The 20,427-nt window shown below is 69.7% G+C and carries 17 protein-coding genes; 11 read left to right on the top strand and 6 right to left on the bottom strand.

The window, feature by feature from the left end:
* The 3 genes from AC21LY_RS23300 to gatB all read left to right on the top strand — a co-directional run.
* Window positions 1–1,017: ATP-dependent 6-phosphofructokinase (locus AC21LY_RS23300; RefSeq protein WP_489048955.1), on the top strand; the 1,017-nt coding region annotated here is incomplete at its 5' end.
* A 599-nt stretch (window positions 1,018–1,616) separates the two neighbouring features.
* On the top strand, window positions 1,617–2,843 hold the full coding sequence (locus tag AC21LY_RS23295; protein WP_489048954.1) for a hypothetical protein: 1,227 nt from the start codon (window positions 1,617–1,619) through the stop codon (window positions 2,841–2,843).
* A 24-nt stretch (window positions 2,844–2,867) separates the two neighbouring features.
* On the top strand, window positions 2,868–4,379 hold the full coding sequence (gene gatB, locus AC21LY_RS23290) for an Asp-tRNA(Asn)/Glu-tRNA(Gln) amidotransferase subunit GatB (RefSeq protein ID WP_489048953.1): 1,512 nt from the start codon (window positions 2,868–2,870) through the stop codon (window positions 4,377–4,379).
* Window positions 4,380–4,420: 41 nt separating this feature from the next.
* Here the strand turns inward: gatB and AC21LY_RS23285 are convergent, their stop codons facing one another.
* Window positions 4,421–5,545, bottom strand: a complete 1,125-nt coding sequence (locus AC21LY_RS23285) for a PQQ-dependent sugar dehydrogenase (RefSeq protein WP_489048952.1) — start codon at window positions 5,543–5,545, stop codon at window positions 4,421–4,423.
* A gap of 77 nt (window positions 5,546–5,622) precedes the next feature.
* Here AC21LY_RS23285 and AC21LY_RS23280 point away from each other — a divergent pair, with 77 nt between their 5' ends.
* The gene (locus AC21LY_RS23280; RefSeq protein ID WP_489048951.1) at window positions 5,623–6,780 is read left to right on the top strand and encodes a DoxX family protein; all 1,158 of its coding nucleotides are present in this window, start codon (window positions 5,623–5,625) and stop codon (window positions 6,778–6,780) included.
* Between the two features lie 82 nt (window positions 6,781–6,862).
* Here the strand turns inward: AC21LY_RS23280 and ilvD are convergent, their stop codons facing one another.
* Window positions 6,863–8,704, bottom strand: a complete 1,842-nt coding sequence (gene ilvD, locus AC21LY_RS23275; RefSeq protein WP_489048950.1) for a dihydroxy-acid dehydratase — start codon at window positions 8,702–8,704, stop codon at window positions 6,863–6,865.
* 87 nt (window positions 8,705–8,791) lie between these two features.
* A complete protein-coding gene (locus tag AC21LY_RS23270; RefSeq protein WP_489048949.1) occupies window positions 8,792–9,307 on the bottom strand; it encodes a PH domain-containing protein in 516 nt (171 codons plus the stop codon).
* A 305-nt stretch (window positions 9,308–9,612) separates the two neighbouring features.
* Here AC21LY_RS23270 and AC21LY_RS23265 point away from each other — a divergent pair, with 305 nt between their 5' ends.
* The 5 genes from AC21LY_RS23265 (at window position 9,613) to AC21LY_RS23245 (ending at window position 14,171) form a co-directional block, all read left to right on the top strand.
* Window positions 9,613–11,565 carry an acetolactate synthase large subunit gene (locus AC21LY_RS23265; RefSeq protein ID WP_489048948.1) on the top strand — a complete coding sequence of 651 codons (1,953 nt, stop codon included), beginning with the start codon at window positions 9,613–9,615 and terminating at the stop codon, window positions 11,563–11,565.
* Window positions 11,562–12,065: an acetolactate synthase small subunit gene (ilvN, locus tag AC21LY_RS23260; RefSeq protein WP_489048947.1), complete on the top strand. Its 504-nt coding sequence runs from the start codon at window positions 11,562–11,564 to the stop codon at window positions 12,063–12,065. Before AC21LY_RS23265 ends, ilvN begins: the two co-directional genes overlap by 4 nt.
* A gap of 36 nt (window positions 12,066–12,101) precedes the next feature.
* Window positions 12,102–13,115: a ketol-acid reductoisomerase gene (ilvC, locus tag AC21LY_RS23255; RefSeq protein ID WP_489048946.1), complete on the top strand. Its 1,014-nt coding sequence runs from the start codon at window positions 12,102–12,104 to the stop codon at window positions 13,113–13,115.
* Window positions 13,116–13,206: 91 nt separating this feature from the next.
* On the top strand, window positions 13,207–13,806 hold the full coding sequence (locus AC21LY_RS23250; protein WP_489048945.1) for a TetR/AcrR family transcriptional regulator: 600 nt from the start codon (window positions 13,207–13,209) through the stop codon (window positions 13,804–13,806).
* Window positions 13,803–14,171: a DoxX family protein gene (locus tag AC21LY_RS23245; RefSeq protein WP_489048944.1), complete on the top strand. Its 369-nt coding sequence runs from the start codon at window positions 13,803–13,805 to the stop codon at window positions 14,169–14,171. Before AC21LY_RS23250 ends, AC21LY_RS23245 begins: the two co-directional genes overlap by 4 nt.
* Window positions 14,172–14,193: 22 nt before the next feature.
* Here the strand turns inward: AC21LY_RS23245 and AC21LY_RS23240 are convergent, their stop codons facing one another.
* Complete coding sequence (locus tag AC21LY_RS23240; protein ID WP_489048943.1) at window positions 14,194–15,225, bottom strand: alcohol dehydrogenase catalytic domain-containing protein; 1,032 nt, start codon at window positions 15,223–15,225, stop codon at window positions 14,194–14,196.
* A 256-nt stretch (window positions 15,226–15,481) separates the two neighbouring features.
* Here AC21LY_RS23240 and AC21LY_RS23235 point away from each other — a divergent pair, with 256 nt between their 5' ends.
* On the top strand, window positions 15,482–16,495 hold the full coding sequence (locus AC21LY_RS23235) for an AurF N-oxygenase family protein (protein WP_489048942.1): 1,014 nt from the start codon (window positions 15,482–15,484) through the stop codon (window positions 16,493–16,495).
* A 95-nt stretch (window positions 16,496–16,590) separates the two neighbouring features.
* Here the strand turns inward: AC21LY_RS23235 and AC21LY_RS23230 are convergent, their stop codons facing one another.
* Both AC21LY_RS23230 and AC21LY_RS23225 read right to left on the bottom strand, forming a co-directional pair.
* A complete protein-coding gene (locus tag AC21LY_RS23230; protein WP_489048941.1) occupies window positions 16,591–17,925 on the bottom strand; it encodes an MFS transporter in 1,335 nt (444 codons plus the stop codon).
* Entirely contained in the window at window positions 17,922–19,142 is a 1,221-nt protein-coding gene (locus AC21LY_RS23225; RefSeq protein WP_489048940.1) for a M20 metallopeptidase family protein, read from the bottom strand. The genes AC21LY_RS23230 and AC21LY_RS23225 overlap by 4 nt, the downstream gene beginning before the upstream one ends.
* A gap of 134 nt (window positions 19,143–19,276) precedes the next feature.
* Between AC21LY_RS23225 and AC21LY_RS23220 the strand changes: the two genes are divergently transcribed.
* Window positions 19,277–20,317 carry an Lrp/AsnC family transcriptional regulator gene (locus tag AC21LY_RS23220; RefSeq protein WP_489048939.1) on the top strand — a complete coding sequence of 347 codons (1,041 nt, stop codon included), beginning with the start codon at window positions 19,277–19,279 and terminating at the stop codon, window positions 20,315–20,317.
* Window positions 20,318–20,427 lie beyond the last annotated feature (110 nt).

Genomic DNA, 20,427 nt, shown 5'->3' with positions numbered 1-20,427 from the left:
CTGACCGGTGGTGGTGACTGCCCGGGTTTGAACGCGGTGATCCGGGCGGTGGTCCGCACAAGCGATTCCCGCTACGGGTCAGCGGTGGTCGGCTTCCAAGACGGCTGGCGCGGACTACTCGAAGACCGCAGGGTGCAACTGTCCAACGACGACCGCAACGACCGCCTCCTGACCAAAGGCGGCACCATGCTCGGCACCGCCCGCACCCACCCCGACATCCTGCGCGCCGGCCTCGACCGGATCACACAAACCCTCGACGACAACGGCATCGACGTCCTCATCCCCATCGGCGGCGAAGGCACCCTCACCGCCGCCTCCTGGCTCGCCGACGAAGGCGTCCCCGTCGTCGGCGTCCCCAAAACCATCGACAACGACATCGACTGCACCGACGTCACCTTCGGCTTCGACACCGCCCTGACCATCGCCACCGACGCCATCGACCGCCTCCACTCCACCGCCGAATCCCACCAACGCGTCATGCTCGTCGAAGTCATGGGCCGCCACGCCGGCTGGATCGCCCTCAACGCCGGCCTCGCCTCCGGCGCCCACATGGTCCTCATCCCCGAAGTCCCCTTCGACGTCGAAGAAGTCTGCTCCCTCATCAAACGCCGCTTCCAACGCGGCCACTCCAGCTTCATCTGCGTCGTCGCCGAAGGCGCCAAACCCGCCGAAGGCACCATGGAACTGCGCCTCGGCGGCACCGACGAATTCGGCCACGAACGCTTCACCGGCGTCGCCCACCAACTCGGCGTCGAAATCGAAAAACGCATCAACAAAGAAGTCCGCACCACCGTCCTCGGCCACGTCCAACGCGGCGGCACCCCCACCCCCGCCGACCGCGTCCTCGCCACCCGCTACGGCGTCAACGCCGCCGACGCCGCCCACGCCGGCAAAACCGGCAACATGGTCTCCCTCCGCGGCACCCAAATCGGCCTCGTCCCCCTCGCCGACGCCGTCAAACAACTCAAACGCGTCCCCCGCGAACGCTACGACGACGCCGCCGAATTCTTCGGCTGACCGTTCCCCGGGGGCCGCCCCGGCCCGCCGCCCGACGGTGCCGGACCACACCCAGGGCAGGCCGCGGTGCGTCGCGTCTCGTGGGGGAGCCGGCGCCGCGCAGGGGACGAACCGAGCCGCCGCGTTCCCAGGGGCGCCGGCTACTGCGTCCGCCGCCACTCCCAATGGGCCGGGTGCCGCGTCCGCGAGCCGGGCAGGCCATGCGCCGCACGCGTGACCGACGCCACCAAAAGTCCGTGTGACCTGCGGTGATGATGGCCATGCGTGTCACGCATGGCTTACGCGAAGAGACACGCACGCGGCGGCGCCCGGCTCAGTGCCCGATGGGAATGGGCGTCCCGTGGGGGACTCGGCCCCGCGCGGGGGACAGCCGGCCCCACACCGCACGACCGGCCTCTGGCAGGGGAGCGAACGGCGGCGCTGCGGATCGGCGCCGCGCAGGGGGACGAGCGCACCGTCGGCCCCTCCACCGGTACCGACGTCCCCGCTGGCACCGACGCCGCCTCGACCTGCAACCGTCGCCGCCGCCACCGGCACCGAGCCGGCCGGATTGGTGATCGTTGAGCGTCGCTTAACCGGTCACCGTCAGAATGGTCGCCATGAATCCGCCTCCTCCCTCGAACCCCGGCTTCCAGCCCGGCCAGGACCCGGCCGACCACTCCGATCCGAACCAGTCGACGCAGCTGCGTCCCACGTGGCAGCCCGGGAACTTCCAGGGCCAGGCGCCCGGGTACCCGCCGCAGGGCGGCGCACCGTCGTATCCGCAGTACCCGGTCCAGCAGTCTTACGCGACCCCCGGCGGGCCCCAGGGCCCGGGCGTGCCCCCGTTCCCGCCGGCGCCCGGCGCCCCGAAGAAGCCGCGCCCAGCCTGGCTGATCCCGGCCCTGATCGGCGGTGGAGCGGTGGTGCTGGTGATCGCGCTGATCGCCGGCATCGCGATCGTCAAGAGCGTCGGAGGCGGCGGCGACACCAGCTCGCCGGGAGGCACCGTCAAGGCCTATTTCGCCGCGTTGCAGGCGGGCGACGCGAAGAAGGCCCTGAGTTACGGCAAGGAGGCGCCGGCCTCCACCGAGTTGCTCACCGACGAGATCCTGCGCAAGCAGCGCGACCTGGCCCCGATCAAGGACCTGAAGGTCATCAGCGAGTCGGGCGGGTTCATGGGCAGCGTGCACCTCACGGTGAACATCGGCGACGTGGCCTACGACGAGCAGCTGAACCTGGAGAAGGTCGGCGACGACTGGAAGCTCAAGACCGCGGCGGTGCAGGTCAAGCCCTACCTGAGCTCGGATTCGTCCAAGCAGTACCTGACGATCCTCGGCAAGCCCCTGCCCGCGTCGGGCATCGCCTACGTCTTCCCGGGTGCCCTGGATCTCGGCTCGAGCAACAAGAACCTGGCGGCGCAGAAGTCGAAGTACTCGAGTCGCGACGATCACGGCCAGGCGCCCATCAACGGGCTGTCCTCGTTCTCGATCGGCTCGAGCGTGAGCGTCGACTTCGGCCTGAGCGCGGAGGCGAAGACCTCGGCGCGCCAGCAGATCGCGGCGAAGTACTCGCAGTGCGCGGCGTCAAAGGACCGCTGGCCGTCGGGCTGCCCGCAGTCGGACTTCACCGGGGAGAACGGCACCTACACCTGGACGGCGCCGTCGGTGGACGACATCGACCTCTCCGACAGCGTCCGCGACGGCTCGATGACCTTCCGCGACAGCCGGCCCTGGACGTTCACCGCCACGTCGCGGGACGGGCGGCCCGTGAGCGGCTCGGATACCGGTACCACCTACGGCACGATCACCGTGACCGCCGACGCGGTGGCCGTCTCGATCCGGTGAGCGCCGGGCCATTAGGCTGAAGGCATGAGTGCCGAGCTTGCCGAACACGATCTTCCCGAGTACGCGGACGTCGTCGCCCGCTACGAGCCCGTCATGGGCATGGAGGTCCACGTCGAGCTCGGCACGGCCACCAAGATGTTCTGCGGCTGCCGCACCGAGTTCGGCGCCGAGCCCAACACCCAGGTGTGCCCCACGTGCCTCGGTATGCCGGGCGCGCTGCCCGTCGTCAACAGCGAGGCGGTGCGCTCGGCCATCCGCATCGGGCTGGCGCTGAACTGTTCCATCCGCCCGAGCTCGGTGTTCGCGCGGAAGAACTACTTCTACCCGGACCAGCCGAAGAACTACCAGATCAGCCAGTACGAGGATCCGATCGCGTACGACGGCTACGTCGACGTCCCGCTGGAGGACGGCACCACCTGGCGCGTAGAGATCGAGCGCGCGCACATGGAGGAGGACACGGGCAAGTCGACGCACATCGGCTCGGCGACGGGGCGCATCCACGGCGCCTCGCATTCGCTGCTCGACTTCAACCGCGCGGGTGTGCCGCTCGTCGAGATCGTCACCAAGCCCATCGAGGGCGCGGGGGAGCGGGCCCCCGAGATCGCCCGCGCCTACGTGACCGCGCTGCGTGACCTGCTGGCCTCGCTCGGCGTCTCCGACGTCCGGATGGATCAGGGCTCGATGCGCTGCGACTCCAACGTCTCGCTCAAGCCCGTGGGCTCCACCGAGTTCGGCACGCGGACGGAGACCAAGAACGTCAACTCCCTGCGATCCGTCGAGGTCGCGGTCCGGTACGAGATGCGCCGCCAGGCCGCCGTGCTGGACGCGGGCGGCACCGTCGTCCTCGAGACCCGGCACTTCCAGGAGGGCGACGGCACCACCACCGCCGGCCGCCCCAAGGAGACCGCCGACGACTACCGGTACTTCCCGGACCCGGACCTCGGTCCCGTCGCCCCGCCGGCGGAGCTGGTCGAGGAACTTCGCGGCACGATTCCGGAGCTGCCGTGGCTGCGTCGCGCCCGGATCCAGGCCGACTGGAAGCTCTCCGACGAGGTGATGCGCGACCTGGTGAACCTCGGCGCGATCGACGCCATCATCGCCACCGTCGACGCGGGCGCCACGCCCGATGCGGCGCGGTCCTGGTGGGGCAGCTTCCTGCCGCAGCAGGCCAACACCCGCGCCGTGGAGCTCGCCGCGCTCGCGATCACCCCGGCGCAGGTGGCGCGGGTCATCGCGCTGGTCGACGAGGGCAAGCTGACGAGCAAGCTCGCGCAGCAGGTCATCGTCGGGGTGCTCGACGGGGAGGGCGAGCCCGACGAGGTCGTCGCAGCCCGTGGTCTCGAGGTGGTCCGCGACGACGGTGCGCTGCAGAAGGCCGTGGACGAGGCGCTCGCCGCGAACCCGGACATCGTCGACAAGATCAAGGCCGGCAAGGTCCAGGCCGCGGGCAAGATCGTCGGCGATGTCATGAAGGCCACCCGCGGGCAGGCCGACGCCGCCCGCGTGCGGGAGCTGGTCCTCGCCGCCTGCGGGTAGTCCGCGGGGATCGGCCGGCCTCGGGGCCCGGCCCGGCCGGCTCAGTCGTCGGTGACGGTCGACTCGCCGCTCGGCATCGGGATCAGCACCACGCGGTCGTCGGTGGGCGCCTGCGGGGCGGGCTTGTTGGTGGTCACGCCCTGTGCCATGCCCTTGGGGCCGACCGCGAGCCGCCCGAAGACGCCGTACTTGGTGCGGTCGAGGACCTGGACGGGCTCGCCCTTGGCAGTGGTCGGCCCCTCCGGGAGAGAGAGCATCTCCACCTTGCCGGCGCGGGCCTGGCTGACGAAGACCCCGCCCTTGACGACGGCGCACCCGGCGAGACCGGGGCGCTCGGGCCAGCTCCAGACCACGGTCGCGGGTGAGTTCGGGGTGATCACCCGCAGCCGGTCCTGGGTCAGGCCCTGATCCGCGACGAAGATCGGCCCGCTGCCGGGATTGCCGCACAGCGACTGCCGGACCCCACCGTCGGTGGCGAGCACCGTCGGCCGGACCGGGGAGACGGTGCCGGGCGACCGGAGCAGCAGCACCTTCCCGGCGAGCGACGCGGGGTCGCGCGCGGCGTTCGCATCGCCCGCGTTGCCGGTGGCGACGATCAGGTCGCGGCCGGAGAAGAGCAGCGAGCCCGCGTTCCCGGTCGCGCCCTTGGGGATCCCGGCGAGGATCACCTTCGGCTCGTCGCCCGGCGTGACCCGCACCACGCGGTTGTCGGTGGGGGTGCTCACGTAGGCGTAGAACAGCCGGTCCTGGCTGTACGACGGTGACAGGGCGATCGCGGTGAGCCCACCGTCGCCGGCCGTGTCCACGCCGATCCGCAGCACCTCCCGGTTGGGGAGGTCCGTGGTGGTGTACACGACGGCGCCGCCGCGCTCGGCGACGTAGGCGTGCTCGAAATCGTTCGTCGGGATCAGGGCGGTGGGCTCGGTCAGGCACGTGGCCAGTACCAAGGGGTCCTGGTCGATGCACGGACCCGGCGCCTTCGGCGCGGCGCTGGGCATACCGGGGCCCGTGGGCTTCGTCGTGGTCACCGCGCCCGTGGGCGGGCCGGTGAACGGGGCCGCCTCGCTGCCGGAGAAGTCGGCGCACCCCGCCACCAGGGCCGCGACGGCTGCGACCACGACGGCGCGCCGCGCGCCGGAACGCGCGTGGCGGATCCCCTCACTCATGCCGCCACACTACCGATCGGGCCGGGGCCGCGGTTCGCTCCCGGCCCCCGGCGCGTTCGCACTCTAGGGTGGATCGCGTGAGTGACAAGGACGGAATCGAGAACGAGACCAGCGAGGGCGCGGCCGAGTCACCCTTTGACTTCCGGTCCACGAGTGAGCTGCCCAGGTTCGGTGAGCGGCATCCCACGGGCGGGTTCGTCCTGGACCCCCACGACGATTCGGACACGGGGATCGGGCCGGTGCTCCCGCGCTACCGAGACGAGCCCGCCGGCACGACGCCGAACGCCGAGACGGCGGTGTCTCCGGCCGCGTCCGCCCCGACGGAGCGCGTGGCACCGTCGGCGCACGCGGCCCCCACGGATGATCAGGGCGCGTCGCCGGTGCCGGACACGAGCGACCTCGCTGCGGCGATCGCGGCCGCGAGCGCGGCCACCGCCGCGATCTCCACCTCCGGCGCACCGGACGCCGCCACGCACCGTGCCGACCTCTCGAGCGATGAGCGCGACGAGTTCGGCAAGCGGTACAACCGCCGACGGGGCCGCGAGCGGGCCGCACAGGCCCGCGCGGAGGCCGAGGGCATCCCGTTGGAGAGCGCCGCGACCGAGCCGATCGCGCCGCCGCCCGGACGCCGCTTCGGCAAGCCGGTCGGCGACATCCCGGCGGAGCTGGAGGAGGCGCGGAAGGCGGCTCGCCGCGGCACCACGGACGCCGGGCTGCTCGTGCTGCGCGTCGTGGTCGGCGTGATCCTGGCGGCGCACGGCATCCAGAAGCTGTTCGGGATCTGGGGCGGGCCCGGAATCGACGGCTTCGCGGCGTACCTGCAGAACGGCAACGACCCGTCGCTCGGCTTCGAGCGCTTCACCAAGGTGATCTCGATCGCGACGGGCGTCGTCGAGCTCGGCGGCGGCGCGCTGCTGATCCTCGGCCTGCTCACTCCGGTCGCGGCCGCCGGGGCCGTCGGGGTGATGCTCTCTGCGACGCTGTTCAAGCTGACCACGGCGGGTAACGGCTTCGTCTTCTTCGCCCAGGGCAAGGGCGTCGAGTTCGAGCTACTGCTGCTGTTCGCGTCGGTGGCGATCATGCTCACCGGCCCGGGCCGGCTCTCCCTCGACTTCAACCGGGGCTGGGCGCGCAGGCCGCACATCGGCTCCGTCGCCCTGCTGATCGTCGCGATCGCCGCGGCGGTCACCGTCTGGGTCCTGCTCAACGGGGCGAACCCGCTCGTGCGGCAGTAGCCGCCTCCGACCACACGACGATCGCCCGGCCTCCCGCGAGGGAGTGCCGGGCGATCGTCTTCGTTCGACGGTGCCTCGGTGCCTAGGGCACGTACCGGACCGCGCCCTTGTCGGCCGAGGTCGCCAGGGCGGCGTAGGCGCGCAGTGCGGTGGTGACGGTGCGCTGGCGGTCCTTCGGCTGCCACGGGCGCTCCGAGGCCTCCATCTTCGCGCGGCGGCGCGCCAGCTCCTCGTCGTCCACGAGCAGCTCCAGGGCGCGGGTGTGCACGTCGATACGGATCCGGTCACCGTCCTCGACGAGGCCGATGACGCCGCCGGCCGCGGCCTCGGGGGAGATGTGGCCGATCGACAGGCCCGACGTGCCGCCGGAGAAGCGGCCGTCGGTGATCAGCGCGCACACCTTGCCCAGGCCCTGGCCCTTGAGGAACGAGGTGGGGTGGAGCATCTCCTGCATGCCGGGGCCGCCCTTGGGGCCCTCGTAGCGGACCACGACCACGTCGCCCGGCTTGATCTGCTTGCCGAGGATCTTCGAGACCGCCTCCTCCTGCGACTCGACCACGACGGCCGGCCCCTCGAAGGTGAACAGATCCTCGTCGATGCCCGCGGTCTTGAGGATGGCACCGTCGACGGCGATGTTGCCGCGCAGCACGCAGAGCCCGCCCTCGACCGTGTAGGCGTGCTCGACGTCCCGGATGCACCCACCCACGGCGTCGGTGTCCAGCGATTCCCACCGGTTCTTGGTGGAGAAGGGCTGCGTGGTGCGGACGCCGCCGGGCGCCGCGTGGAAGAGCTCGATCGCCTCGTCCGTGGCCTTGCCGGACCGGACGTCCCAGTCGTCGAGCCACTTGTCGAAGGACTGCTCGTGCACGGTGTGCACGTCGGTCTCGAGCAGGCCGGCGCGGCGCAGCTCACCCAGGATCGCGGGGATGCCGCCGGCCCGGTGCACGTCCTCCATGTGGTAATCGCTGTTGGGCGAGACCTTGGACAGGCAGGGCACCTTGCGGCTGATCGCGTCGATGGTCGACAGGTCGAAGTCGACCTCGCCCTCCTGCGCGGCCGCCAGGGTGTGCAGCACGGTGTTCGTGGAGCCGCCCATCGCGACGTCGAGCGCCATCGCGTTGCGGAACGCCGCGGGGGTCGCGACGTTGCGGGGGAGCACGGACTCGTCACCGTCGCGGTAGTAGCGCTTCGCGGCCTCGACCACGACGGTGCCGGCCCGCTCGAAGAGCGCGCGGCGCGCGGCGTGGGTGGCGAGCGTCGAGCCGTTGCCGGGCAGCGCGAGGCCGAGGGCCTCGGTGAGGCAGTTCATCGAGTTGGCGGTGAACATTCCGGAACAGGAGCCGCAGGTGGGACACGCGGAGCGCTCGACCTCGCCCAGCCCGGCCTCGTCGATCGCGTCGTTCGCCGACGCCGAGATCGCGGTGATGAGGTCGGTGGGCGCCTTGGCGACACCGTCGACGATGACGGCCTTGCCGGCCTCCATCGGGCCGCCCGAGACGAAGACCGTGGGGATGTTCAGGCGCATCGCGGCATTGAGCATGCCGGGCGTGATCTTGTCGCAGTTGGAGATGCAGACCAGCGCGTCGGCGGTGTGGGCGTTCGCCATGTACTCGACGGAGTCGGCGATGATCTCGCGGCTGGGCAGGCTGTAGAGCATGCCGCCGTGGCCCATGGCGATGCCGTCGTCCACGGCGATGGTGTGGAACTCGCGGGCCACGCCGCCCGCCGCGCGCACCGACTCGGCGACGATCTCGCCCATGTCCTTGAGGTGCACGTGGCCCGGCACGAACTGCGTGTAGGAGTTGGCGATGGCCACGATCGGCTTGCCGAAATCGCTGTCCGTGAGGCCGGTGGCGCGCCAGAGGGAGCGGGCGCCTGCGGCGTTGCGGCCGACGGTGGTGGTGCGTGAGCGGAGCGGTGGCATGAGCTTCTCGTCTCGGATCTTCGTATCGTGCGGGCTGATGGTGGGGATGCGGTCCCCGTGAACAAGGGAAGGCCTGTTCGGCCGGAATTATTCCGCGGTGACGTCGGGGATCCTGCCGCCGGAGGCGGCCGCCACGCGGGGGAGCTGGCTGATGGTGACGGCGGGTAGTCGCACCTCGGGACCGTCGGTGCGGACGGCGTACACCGCACCGTTGCGTCCGATTCTAATGCCTGCCAGCTCGTCCCATCCGAGCGTCGTCGCGCGCCGCACCCCGACGGTGTGCACCCCGTCGGGACCGATGACGGTGCGCACGCGCAGGATCCACAGGGCGAGCAGGATCGGAACGACCAGCAGCAGCCAGCCGAGGACGGCGGCGCCGGTGCCGGCGCCACTACCGTCGATCGACCGGCCCAGGGTCCACGGGCCGACGATGGGGGCGAGGCAGACGGCGAACAGCGCGACGCCGAGCAGGGCGATGCGCGGATGCTTGAAGACGACCCGGTCGCCGGGGGCGATCCGCACCGCGGTGTCCGCCGTGTGATCGGTGGTCACGGTCCGGGTGGTGCCGGGCGTGCTCGGCTGCTTCGCGGGGCGCTCGCTCATAACATGCATTGTCGCACGCGGCAGGTGAATCCCAGTATTTGAGACGCGGATGCTCACTGGTTTGACGCGACTGTACGCCGGGGCCTAGTTTCACTTGTGTGAAACACAGCTACCAGCTCCTCGTAATCGGTCGGCGCGTCGTCGCCTGAACCGGTTACAGCCGTTTCACACCAGCATCGACGCGCTACCCTCGCTCAGCCACCGCTGACGGGGGTTTTTTGTTGCCCGGATAGTCTCCGGGCGACGCCCGCACGCCGGTATGTCCATTTGAGTAGAGCACCGCCAGAGCACGAGAAGGTCACATCGTGAGCGCACCTACAGCTCGGCCCCACCCAGGGCAGAAGCCCGGGGCACGCAAGCCCGGCGCCGGGATCCCCGGCGCGCATTCCGTCACCGCGAGGAACGTCGCCACCGACGTCGCCCACGGCGCCCTCGAGGGCGCCCGCGTCGTGGCCCCCGAGCGCGTCACCGGCGCGCAGTCGGTGGTCCGGTCGCTCGAGGAGATCGGCGTGGACACGGTCTTCGGCATTCCCGGCGGTTGCATCCTCCCGGTCTACGACCCGCTGCTCGACTCGAAGAAGGTCCGCCACGTGCTGGTGCGCCACGAGCAGGGTGCCGGCCACGCCGCCACCGGCTACGCACAGGCCACCGGCAAGGTCGGCGTGTGCATGGCCACGTCGGGCCCCGGAGCGACCAACCTGGTCACCCCGCTGGCCGACGCGCAGATGGACTCGGTGCCGATCGTCGCCATCACCGGTCAGGTCGGCCGCCCGCTGATCGGCACGGACGCCTTCCAGGAGGCCGACATCTCGGGCATCACGATGCCCGTGACCAAGCACAACTTCCTGGTCTACGACGCGGCCGACATCCCGCGCGTCATCGCCGAGGCCTTCTACCTGGCCCAGAGCGGCCGTCCGGGCGCAGTCCTCGTCGACATCCCGAAGGACGTGCTGCAGGAGGACACCGTCTTCTCGTGGCCGCCGCAGATCGACCTGCCAGGCTACCGCCCCGTGACCAAGCCGCACGGCAAGCAGATCCGGGAGGCGGCCCGGCTCATCGCGGCGGCGAAGTCGCCCGTGCTCTACGTCGGCGGCGGTGTGCTCAAGGCCGAGGCCTCGGAGGAACTGCTCAAGCTGGCCGAGTTGACCGGTATCCCGGTGGTCACCACCCTGATGGCGCGCGGCGCCTTCCCGGACAGCCACCCGCAGCACATGGGCATGCCCGGCATGCACGGCACCGTCGGCGCCGTGGCCGCGCTGCAGCGCTCGGACCTGCTGGTGACCCTGGGCGCGCGGTTCGACGACCGGGTGACCGGCAAGCTTGACTCCTTCGCGCCCGACGCGAAGGTCATCCACGCGGACATCGACCCGGCGGAGATCGGCAAGAACCGTTTCGCCGACGTCCCGATCGTGGGCGACTGCAAGGAGGTCATCACCGAGCTCATCGCGGCGATCTCCGAGGACCGCGCGACGATCGCCGCTCCGGACCTCACCGACTGGTGGGAGTACCTGGACGGGATCCGCAAGACCTACCCGTTGGCGTACAACACGCCCTCCGACGGCGCCCTGAGCCCCGAGTACGTGATCGAGCGCCTCGGCGTCGCCGCGGGCCCGGACGCGATCTACTGCGCGGGCGTCGGCCAGCACCAGATGTGGGCTGCGCAGTTCGTCAAGTACGAGAAGCCGCGCACCTGGCTGAACTCTGGCGGTCTGGGCACCATGGGCTACGCGGTTCCCGCGGCCCTCGGTGCCAAGATGGGCGCGCCCGAGAAGGAGGTCTGGGCGATCGACGGTGACGGCTGCTTCCAGATGACCAACCAGGAGCTCGCCACCGCCGCGATCGAGGGCGCGCCGATCAAGGTCGCCGTCATCAACAACGGCAACCTGGGCATGGTCCGGCAGTGGCAGACGCTGTTCTACGAGGAGCGCTACTCCAGCACCGACCTGTCGACGCACTCGATGCGGATCCCCGACTTCGTCAAGCTGGGCGAGGCCCTGGGCTGCGTCTCCTTCCGCTGTGAGCGTGCGGAGGACGTCGATTCGGTCATCGCGCAGGCGCGCGAGATCACCGACCGCCCGGTCGTCATCGACTTCATCGTGGGCGCCGACGCCCAGGTGTGGCCGATGGTCGCCGCAGGCACCAGCAACGACGAGATCATGGCGGCGCGGGACATCCGCCCGCTGTTCGACGAGGACGACGCGGCCGACGAGCCGGCCGTCATCCACGCCGTGATGGAGCGTTCGGAGGAGCAGAAGTGAGCACCACGCACACGCTGAGCGTCCTGGTGGAGGACCGTCCGGGCGTCCTCGCCCGCGTCGCGTCCCTGTTCTCCCGCCGCGGGTTCAACATCGAATCCCTCGCTGTCGGCGGCACCGAGCTCAAGGGCGTCAGCCGGATGACGATCGTGGTCACGGTCGACGAGCTGCCCCTCGAGCAGGTCACCAAGCAGCTGAACAAGCTGGTCTCGGTGCTCAAGATCGTCGAGCAGGATTCGACCACCTCGGTCGCGCGGGAGCTCATGCTCATCAAGGTGCGGGCGGATGCGGCCTCGCGCGGCCAGGTGACCGATACGGTGGAGCTGTTCCGTGCCAAGATCGTCGACGTCTCACCGGATTCGGTGACCATCGAGGCCACCGGCACGCCGGACAAGCTCGATGCGCTGCTGGCGGTCCTGGATCCCTTCGGGATCCGAGAGATCGCCCAGTCCGGCGTCATCGCGCTGGGGCGCGGCCCGAAGTCGATCACCGCGACCCGCTGAACTACTGAAGAAATCTAGAAGGGATACAGAACAACAGTGGCAATCGAACTGTTCTACGACGAGGACGCCGACCTCTCCATCATCCAGGGCAAGAAGGTCGCCGTCATCGGCTACGGCTCGCAGGGCCACGCGCACTCGCTGAGCCTGCGCGATTCCGGCGTCGACGTGCGGATCGGCCTCAAGGAGGGCTCGAAGTCGCGCGCCAAGGCCGAGGAGCAGGGCCTGACCGTGGGCACGCCCGCCGAGGTCGCCGCGTGGGCCGACGTCATCATGCTCCTGGCGCCCGACACCGCGCAGGCGCAGATCTTCACCGAGGACATCGCCCCGAACCTCAAGGACGGCGACGCGCTGTTCTTCGGCCACGGCCTCAACATCCACTTCGGCCTGATCAAGGCGCCGGAGAACGTCACCGTCGCGATGGTGGCGCCGAAGGGACCCGGCCACCTCGTGCGCCGTCAGTTCGTCGACGGCAAGGGCGTGCCCGCGCTCATCGCCGTCGACCAGGATCCGACCGGCAACGGCCAGGCGCTCGCCCTGAGCTACGCCGCGGCGATCGGTGGCGCCCGCGCCGGCGTCATCAAAACCACCTTCAAGGAGGAGACCGAGACGGATCTCTTCGGTGAGCAGGCCGTGCTCTGCGGTGGCACCGAGGAGCTCGTCAAGGTCGGCTTCGAGGTGCTGGTCGAGGCGGGCTACGCCCCCGAGATGGCCTACTTCGAGTGCCTGCACGAGCTCAAGCTCATCGTGGACCTCATGTACGAGGGCGGCATCGCGCGCATGAACTACTCGGTGTCCGACACCGCGGAGTTCGGCGGCTACCTCTCGGGCCCGCGCGTCATCGACGCCGACACCAAGAAGCGCATGAAGGACATCCTCACGGACATCCAGGACGGCACCTTCGTCAAGCGTCTCGTGGCGAACGTCGAGGGCGGCAACAAGGAGCTCGAGGCCCTCCGCAAGGAGAACGCCGAGCACCCGATCGAGGTCACCGGCAAGAAGCTGCGCGACCTCATGAGCTGGGTCGATCGCCCGATCACCGAGACCGCCTAGGTTTCACCCGCACCGCTTCGGGAGCCCCGCCGGACCACGTGTCCGGCGGGGCTCTTGCGTGTCGGGGTGGTCCCGGGCTAATGTTTTGAACATGTTCAGTGAACATGTTCAATCACGGGCGGAGGCCAAGGCCGGGACGCGGGCGCGCGTGCTCGCTGCCGCGGACCGGTCCTTCCGCGCGCACGGCTTCGCGGGGACGACGGTGCGCGGCATCGCCGCCGACGCCGGGGTCAGTGTCGGGACGGTCATGGGCGTGGGGGACAAGGACGCGCTGCTCATCGCGATCGTCGACGACTGGATCGCCGCGGTGCACGCCGAGCGCGCCCCCGCGGCTCCACTGGGACCGCTCGGGCGCGACGAGGCGATCGCGCGGCTGGTGGGCACGGTCGCGCCCTTCGTCACCTATTTCAACGCCGACGGTGACCTCTCCCGTGAGTACGCGGCCGTCCTCGCGCGGGGGCGGCATCGCTCCCGCACGTTTGGTGACCTCGCTGACGAGCTGCGCGCCGATTTCGAGCGCGTCTTCGCCGCCGCCGGGATCGGGGATCCCGGTGCGGCCGCACGCACCCTCTACTTCGTCTACATCGGCCTGCTGTTCGCGGCCTCCGGCCTCGCGATCACGCGAGAGGCCGCGGCGGAGCGCCTCGTCGAGGCGATCACTCAGATCCTGGGAGAAGGAGACCCGCAATGACCACCGGTTTCATCGACACGCCGCATTGGCCGTGGCTCACCGTCGCGCTCGCCGTCGTCCTGCTGGGCGACGCGCTGCTGTCGGTGCGTCCGCCCGTCTTCATTCAGAACTGCCTCGACGGTGTCCGCTTCCCCCGGGACTGGTGGTGGACGCTCGTCGTGATCAAGCTGGTGGCGGTGGCCGGGCTGCTCGCCGGTCTGCACTACCCGGGCGTGGCGTTCGCCGCCAATGCCGGCGTCATCGCGTACTTCGTCTGCGCAGCGGTCTCGCACGTGCGAGCGGGGTTCATGGGGTCGACGTTCTGGGTGAACTGCCTCGGGATGCTGGTGTTCTCGACGGCGGTGCTGGTCCTGTCGTACGCGTGAGCAGGCCCGGCTCGCGCGTGGTCTAGGGCACGAGTACCGCGCGCCCGGCGATCCGGCCGGCCTCCAGGTCGTCGAAGGCGCGCTGGAAGTCGGCCAGTGGATACGCGGTGGTGGCGACGGTGATCGCCCCGGCTCGGGCGAGCGCGAGCACCTGCAGCAGGTCGGCGCGCGTCCCGCCGTACGAGCGCTGCACGTTCACGCCCCACGGCCTGCCGTCCGACCCCGCGACCATCGGGTACCGCCCGCCGCCGAGCCCGACGAGCCGGACGGCGCCTTCGGGGGCGACGACCGCCGCGGCCAGATCGACGCTCGGCTGGACGCCCACGAAGTCCAGCACGACGTCGGCGCCGTAGCCGTCGGTCTCCTCGAGGATCCGGCCGGCGGCATCGGCGTTCGAGAGCAGCGCGAGGTGAGCCCCGTACTCGGTGGCGGCGGACACCTTCGCCGGGTCGGTGTCCAGGGCGATGATGCGCGCCCCGCTCGTCGCCGCCAGGATCTGCAGGCCGACGTGGCCGAGGCCGCCCAAGCCGATGACCACGGCGGTCGCCCCCGGGGTCAGCCGCTCGCGCACCGAGTTGATCGCGTGCATCGGGGTCACGCCGGCGTCGCTGAGCGGAGCGCTGGTCGCGGGGTCGAGGCCGTCGAGCGGAAGGGCCTGCAGCGCGGGGATGATCTGGTACTCGGCCATGGCACCGTCGGGACCGAGGCCGGGCGTGGTGGGGAACTGGCCCCGCGAGCCCTCGACCGCGCAGGCGTTGCTGCGCCCCTCGACGCAGGGACGGCACCGTCCGCACGCCCAGATCAGGTCGACGATCACGGGCTCGCCCACCTCCAGGGAGGTCACGTCGGGCGCGACGGCGTCGACGATGCCGGCGCCCTCGTGGCCCATGGTCATACCGAACGCCGGCCAATTCTCCATATGCAGGACGTGCAGGTCGGAATGGCACAGGCCCGCAGAGGTGATCTTGATCCGGATCTGCCCCGGACCGGGCTCGGGAATCGGCACCTCGGCCAGCTCAAGGGTGCTCGGGGCGGTCAGTTTCACTGCTCGCATGTGCGGTTCTCCTCACTCGGCCGGCCGTCTGGGGGCAGCATGCCTGAAACCTAGTGCCTGATCGGCGGCGCGGAGGGCGAACCGGGCGACCGGCGGAGGGACGGTGCGGTATCGGACCCGCGAGGCAGGCCCGCGTGCGCGGGGGAGAAGTGCGGTGAGGTGGTGTGCCAATTCACGGAACGTAAAAAACCAGCAGCGATGACTGATAGACTACTCGGCAGTAGCTATCGCTAGCGTGCCGACAGGAGTTGACAGAATGGCCACGAAGTTCGCGCTCACCCACATGGGCCGCACGATGGGACGCCCGTTCCCCGGTCAGGCCGAGTACGAGCAGACGCTCACGGACCTGTCCGAGGCGTCGGTGCGGCGCAACTTCGACCCGTACATCGACATCGACTGGGACGACCCGGAGCTGGCGATCGTCCCCGACGATCCGCGCTGGGTGTGCGACTCCCGCTTCGATCCGATCGGCCGCCACCCCTGGTACCAGGCGCAGCCGCTGGCCAAGCAGATCGAGATCGGCATGTGGCGCCAGGCCAACGTCGCCAAGGTCGGCCTGCAGTTCGAGTCCATGCTGATCCGCGGCATCATGCAGTACACCGCCGCGCTGCCGAACAATTCGCCGGAGTTCCGGTACGCGACGCACGAGGCGAAAGAGGAGTGTCAGCACACGCTGATGTTCCAGGAGTTCGTGAACCGGGTCGGTATGGACGTGCCGGGCGGCAGCTGGTTCCTGCGGCGGATCTCGCCGATCGTGCCGCTCTTCGCGACCATGACGCCGCTGTACTTCTACATGATGGTCCTGGGCGGGGAGGAGCCGATCGACCACCTGCAGAAGCAGTTCCTGCGCTCCGGCTCCGAGCAGCACCCGGCCATGAGTTCGATCATGCAGATCCACGTGGCCGAGGAGGCGCGCCACATCGGCTTCGCGCATCAGCTCCTCGAGCACCGCATCCCGACGCGCGGGGCGTTCCCGCGGCTGGTGCTCTCGCTCATGCTGCCGCTGACGATGCGGGTCATGGTGACCATGATCATGATGCCGCCCAAGGAGTTCTGGGAGACCTTCGAGATCCCGCGGTCGGTGAAGAAGGACATCTTCTGGCGTTCGCCCGAGTCACAGCAGATGAAGCGCGACGTCTTCGGCGACGTGCGGATGATGGCCGAGAAGTGCGGCCTGATCAACCCGCTGAGCAGGCTCATGTGGCGGATCTGCGGCATCGACGGTCGCGTCTCCCGCTTCCGCAGCGAGCCGGCCTACGCCGCGCAGTAGCTCGCACGCCGCAGCCGATGCTGCGTCCACCTCGAACAGCACGCGCACGCCCCCGTCACCGACAACTCGGTGACGGGGGCGTGCGCGGCGTCGGCTCAGCCCGCGGGCTCGGCCGCGCGGTGATCCGTGCGCAGGTCGATGCCCCTGGTCTCGGGCAGAGTGAGAATGGTGAGCATGGAGATCACACCGAGCGCGATGGCGTACCACAGGAAGTAGCTGGAGTGGCCGAGGTTGCCGAAGTACGTCTTCAGGTAGGGTGCGGTGCCGCCGAACAGTGCGACCACCAGTGAGTACGGCACCGCCAGGCCGATCGTCCGGATGTTGGTCGGGAAGATCTCGGCGTAGACGGCGGGGGCTACGGCGCTCAACGTCGCGAGGGGGACCATGGCGAGCGACATCGCGACGAACAACGAGGTAGCGCTGGAGTCGAGGATCGCGTTCAACGGGAAGGTCGCGAGGCACACCGCACCGTACGCACCGAGTAGCACAGGCTTGCGGCCCAACCGGTCGGAGAGGTATCCGCCGATGGGTAGGACGATGAGGAATATCACCTGAGCGGCCGCACCGGCCCAGAGGGCCTGCGACGCAGGGACCTTCTGCACCTGAATCGCGTACGCGGGCGCAGACACCGCCCACGAGTAGTAGAGCACGGTGCCACCGACCACGAGTCCGCAGACCTGGAGCAGGATCTTCGGGTGGCTGCGCATGGTGGCCCAGATGCTGAGCTGTGGCGCCGAGGCGCCCTCGTGCCCGGCAGGCGCCTCCTCATCGAACACCTCGGACTCGTTGAGTCGGGTGCGCATGTAGAGGGAGTAGAGGCCGAAGACGCCACCGATGACGAAGGGGATCCGCCAGCCCCACGCGTTCATATCCGACTTGGACATCACGGCGGTCAGCGTCGCTCCCAGGACCAGCGCGATCAGCTGTCCGATCGTGCCGGAGAAGTAGATCGATGAGGACCACAGTCCACGGCGTTCGCGCGGCGCCGTCTCGGCGATGTACGTCTGGGCGGCCGGGAGTTCGCCACCGTGGGCGAGTCCCTGCGCGAGCCTGGCCAGGACCAGGATCACGCTGGCGGCGACGCCGATGGTGGCGTAGTTCGGAGCCAGGCCGATGACCAGGCTGCCGCCGGCGGCGAGTGCGATGGTCCAGGTCATGGAGGCTTTACGGCCCACCTTGTCGGATATCCAGCCGAAGAACAGGCCACCGAAAGGCCGGGCGACGAACCCGACGGCGAACACGGCGAGGCTGCTGAGCAGGTTCGACGTCGGGTCGGCCGAGTGGAAGAACTGTGAGGCGAAGAACGGCGCGAACACCGCGTACACACCCCAGTCGTACCATTCCATGAGGTTGCCGGCGCCGACGCCGACGATGGTCCGGAACGTGCTCTGGTGCCGCTCGGCCTCCGAGGCGTCACTTACTGCGCTCATCGTCCGTCTCCTGCCGCGATCAGCTCGAGACGACGTGTGGCGAGTGAGGAGTAGATGGCCACCGCGTCCGGCAGGACGGCGGGGTCGAAGTCCGCTTTGGGCGAGTGGTTCGCCGGTGCGGAGGCGGGATCGGCGCCGGGGAGAGCGGCGCCGAGGGCGAGGAAGGCGCCGGGCACTTCGTCGAGGACCCGTGAGAAGTCCTCGGAGCCGGGCATCGGGGCGGGAAGATCCATGTAGCGCTCCTCCCCGAGGACCTCGCGGACGGTCTCCGCCGCAAAAGCCACTTCGTCGCCGTCGTTGACGGTGACGGGGTACTCCTGGATCAGTTCCACGTCGACCTCGACGCCGTTCGCCATGGCGATGCCCTTCAGCGTCGTGGCGGTGGCGTTCTCGAGCAGCACGCGGTGCTCCTCGCTGAACCTGCGCACGGTGGCCTCGAAGGTGACGGTTTCGGGAATCACGTTGGCCTTCGTTCCTCCGTTGATCCGGCCGACCGAGATCACCACCGGATCCGCCGCCGCGAAACTGCGGGTCACCATGGTCTGCAGGCTGTTGATCATCTGGGCGGCCGCGAGGATCGGGTCCTTGGCCCGGTGGGGCATCGACCCGTGGCCGCCGGCACCGTGCACGGTGACGACCAGGCGATGCGAGGCCGCCATCAGGGTTCCCGGCCGACTGCAGAACTTCCCGTTCGGAAACATCGTGGACATGACGTGGATGCCGTACGCGGCGTCCGGGCGATGCCCGGACACGTCCAACAGGCCCTCCGACAGCATGACCCCCGCACCGTCGAATCCCTCCTCGCCGGGCTGGAACATGAAGATCACGTCACCCGCGAGCTGATCCCGATGGTGGGACAGCAGCTGCGCGGCGCCGGCGAGCGCGGCGGTGTGGAAGTCGTGCCCGCAGGCGTGCATCGCGCCGTTCATGGAGGCGAAATCCAGTCCGGTCTGCTCCGCGACGGGAAGGCCGTCCATGTCGCCACGGATCAGCACGGTGGCGGGGTTCTGCGGATCGCGACGACCGCCGCGCAGGACGCCGATGACCGAGGTGGTGTCAGTGCCCGTCGTGATCTCGAGTCCCAGTCCGTCTATCGCGGACAGCACGATCTCCTGGGTTCGGGGGAGCACGAGGCCCACCTCGGGAGTCGCGTGCAAGCGGTTTCGGAGTTGTGTCAGGTCACCCCGCATGTGAGTGACGTCGTCGGCGATATCCATGGACTCCCTAATTTCTCTAGGGCCGCGGAGCGCGGCATGTGAGTGGCATCACAACCCCCACGAGCGTATGATTCCGTTCACTTTGATCGAAGAAACGCTCGATTTTGTCAATCGATGGAACAACGGGGAGTTCTATGACGGATCGTGCCGCCGCGGCGCCTCCCGGAGTCGATTCCTTCGAGGACGTCGTGGATGAGGTGGACCTGACCGTCCTCCATGCCTTGCAGATCGCGCCCCGGGCCAGTTGGGCTGAGATCGGTGCGGCGATCGGAATGCCGCCCACCACGGTCGCCAGGCGGTGGAGCAGGATCGTGGAGCGGGGCGACGCGTGGATGACCGCCTACGTGCCGGGGCCGCACTCGCGAACGGCGATGGTGCACGTGGATTTCGATCCGGACCATGAGCCCGAGGTCCGGGCCTCCCTGTGTGCGATTCCCGGCGTGGTGAGCATCGACGAAACTGCGGGGGCGCATCGGCTGCTGCTGACGATGGTGGCTGCGGACACCTCCAGGATGGCGGACGAGCTCGACCGGATTCGGGCCGTCCCCGCAGTGACCGGGTGCATCATGACGGTATCGACGTCCCTCGTGTCCCACGGCAGTGATTGGCGGCTCGACGCGCTCGATCGACGTCAGTCGTCCGCGATGCGCGAGATCGCTCGGCGGACTCCGCGGTCGCCACTGCCGCGGGTCGACGCCCTCGACCGGGACATCGGGCGGGTCCTCGCGCACGACGGGCGGACCTCGCTGACCGACCTGTCCCGAGCGACGGGCGCGAGCGTCAACACCGTACGCCGTCGACTGGCCCGCCTGGTCGGCTCAGGATGGCTGTCGCTGCGATGCGACCTGACCTCTGCGGTGCCGGGCTGCGAGATCACCGCGTACCTCTGGTTGCGTGTGTCGCCGGACCTGCTGATGTGGACCGCATCCGCGATCGCCGCCCTGCGTGAGCAGCGCTCCGTCATGACCCTGGCCGGCCGACACAACCTCCTGGTGATCGTGTGGCTGCACCGGCCGGAGGACCTGCCCGCGTTGGAGGAGCGGCTTGTCGCGATGGGGCCGGGGGTGGAGGTGGACGATCGCACGATCACGCTCCGGCGGTGGAAGCAGTCGGGACGCATCATCGGCGGAGACGGCCGGGCGAACGCGGTGGTGCCGCTGGGCGGTTTCGACTGAATCAGGCGAGCGAGCGGAGTGCCCGGGTCGCGGCGTGGTATCCGCACATGCCGTGGGTGACATCGCCGGTGCAGCCGCTCCGCGCATGCGCATACGACCACACATCGGGT

It is taken from the genome of Tsukamurella sp. II2bb, from assembly GCF_057815145.1.
Note: the sequence above shows the minus strand (reverse complement) of the source record. Positions and strands in the feature narration are given on the sequence as shown.

Coding starts and splice junctions, on each gene's coding strand:
- AC21LY_RS23230 (WP_489048941.1), bottom strand. CDS start 17,925: ATGAGCGCAGTAAGTGACGCCTCGGAGGCCGAGCGGCACCAGAGCACG.
- ilvD (WP_489048950.1), bottom strand. CDS start 8,704: ATGCCACCGCTCCGCTCACGCACCACCACCGTCGGCCGCAACGCCGCA.
- AC21LY_RS23295 (WP_489048954.1), top strand. CDS start 1,617: ATGAATCCGCCTCCTCCCTCGAACCCCGGCTTCCAGCCCGGCCAGGAC.
- AC21LY_RS23245 (WP_489048944.1), top strand. CDS start 13,803: ATGACCACCGGTTTCATCGACACGCCGCATTGGCCGTGGCTCACCGTC.
- AC21LY_RS23250 (WP_489048945.1), top strand. CDS start 13,207: ATGTTCAGTGAACATGTTCAATCACGGGCGGAGGCCAAGGCCGGGACG.
- gatB (WP_489048953.1), top strand. CDS start 2,868: ATGAGTGCCGAGCTTGCCGAACACGATCTTCCCGAGTACGCGGACGTC.
- AC21LY_RS23270 (WP_489048949.1), bottom strand. CDS start 9,307: ATGAGCGAGCGCCCCGCGAAGCAGCCGAGCACGCCCGGCACCACCCGG.
- AC21LY_RS23240 (WP_489048943.1), bottom strand. CDS start 15,225: ATGCGAGCAGTGAAACTGACCGCCCCGAGCACCCTTGAGCTGGCCGAG.
- AC21LY_RS23225 (WP_489048940.1), bottom strand. CDS start 19,142: ATGGATATCGCCGACGACGTCACTCACATGCGGGGTGACCTGACACAA.
- AC21LY_RS23285 (WP_489048952.1), bottom strand. CDS start 5,545: ATGAGTGAGGGGATCCGCCACGCGCGTTCCGGCGCGCGGCGCGCCGTC.
- AC21LY_RS23235 (WP_489048942.1), top strand. CDS start 15,482: ATGGCCACGAAGTTCGCGCTCACCCACATGGGCCGCACGATGGGACGC.
- AC21LY_RS23220 (WP_489048939.1), top strand. CDS start 19,277: ATGACGGATCGTGCCGCCGCGGCGCCTCCCGGAGTCGATTCCTTCGAG.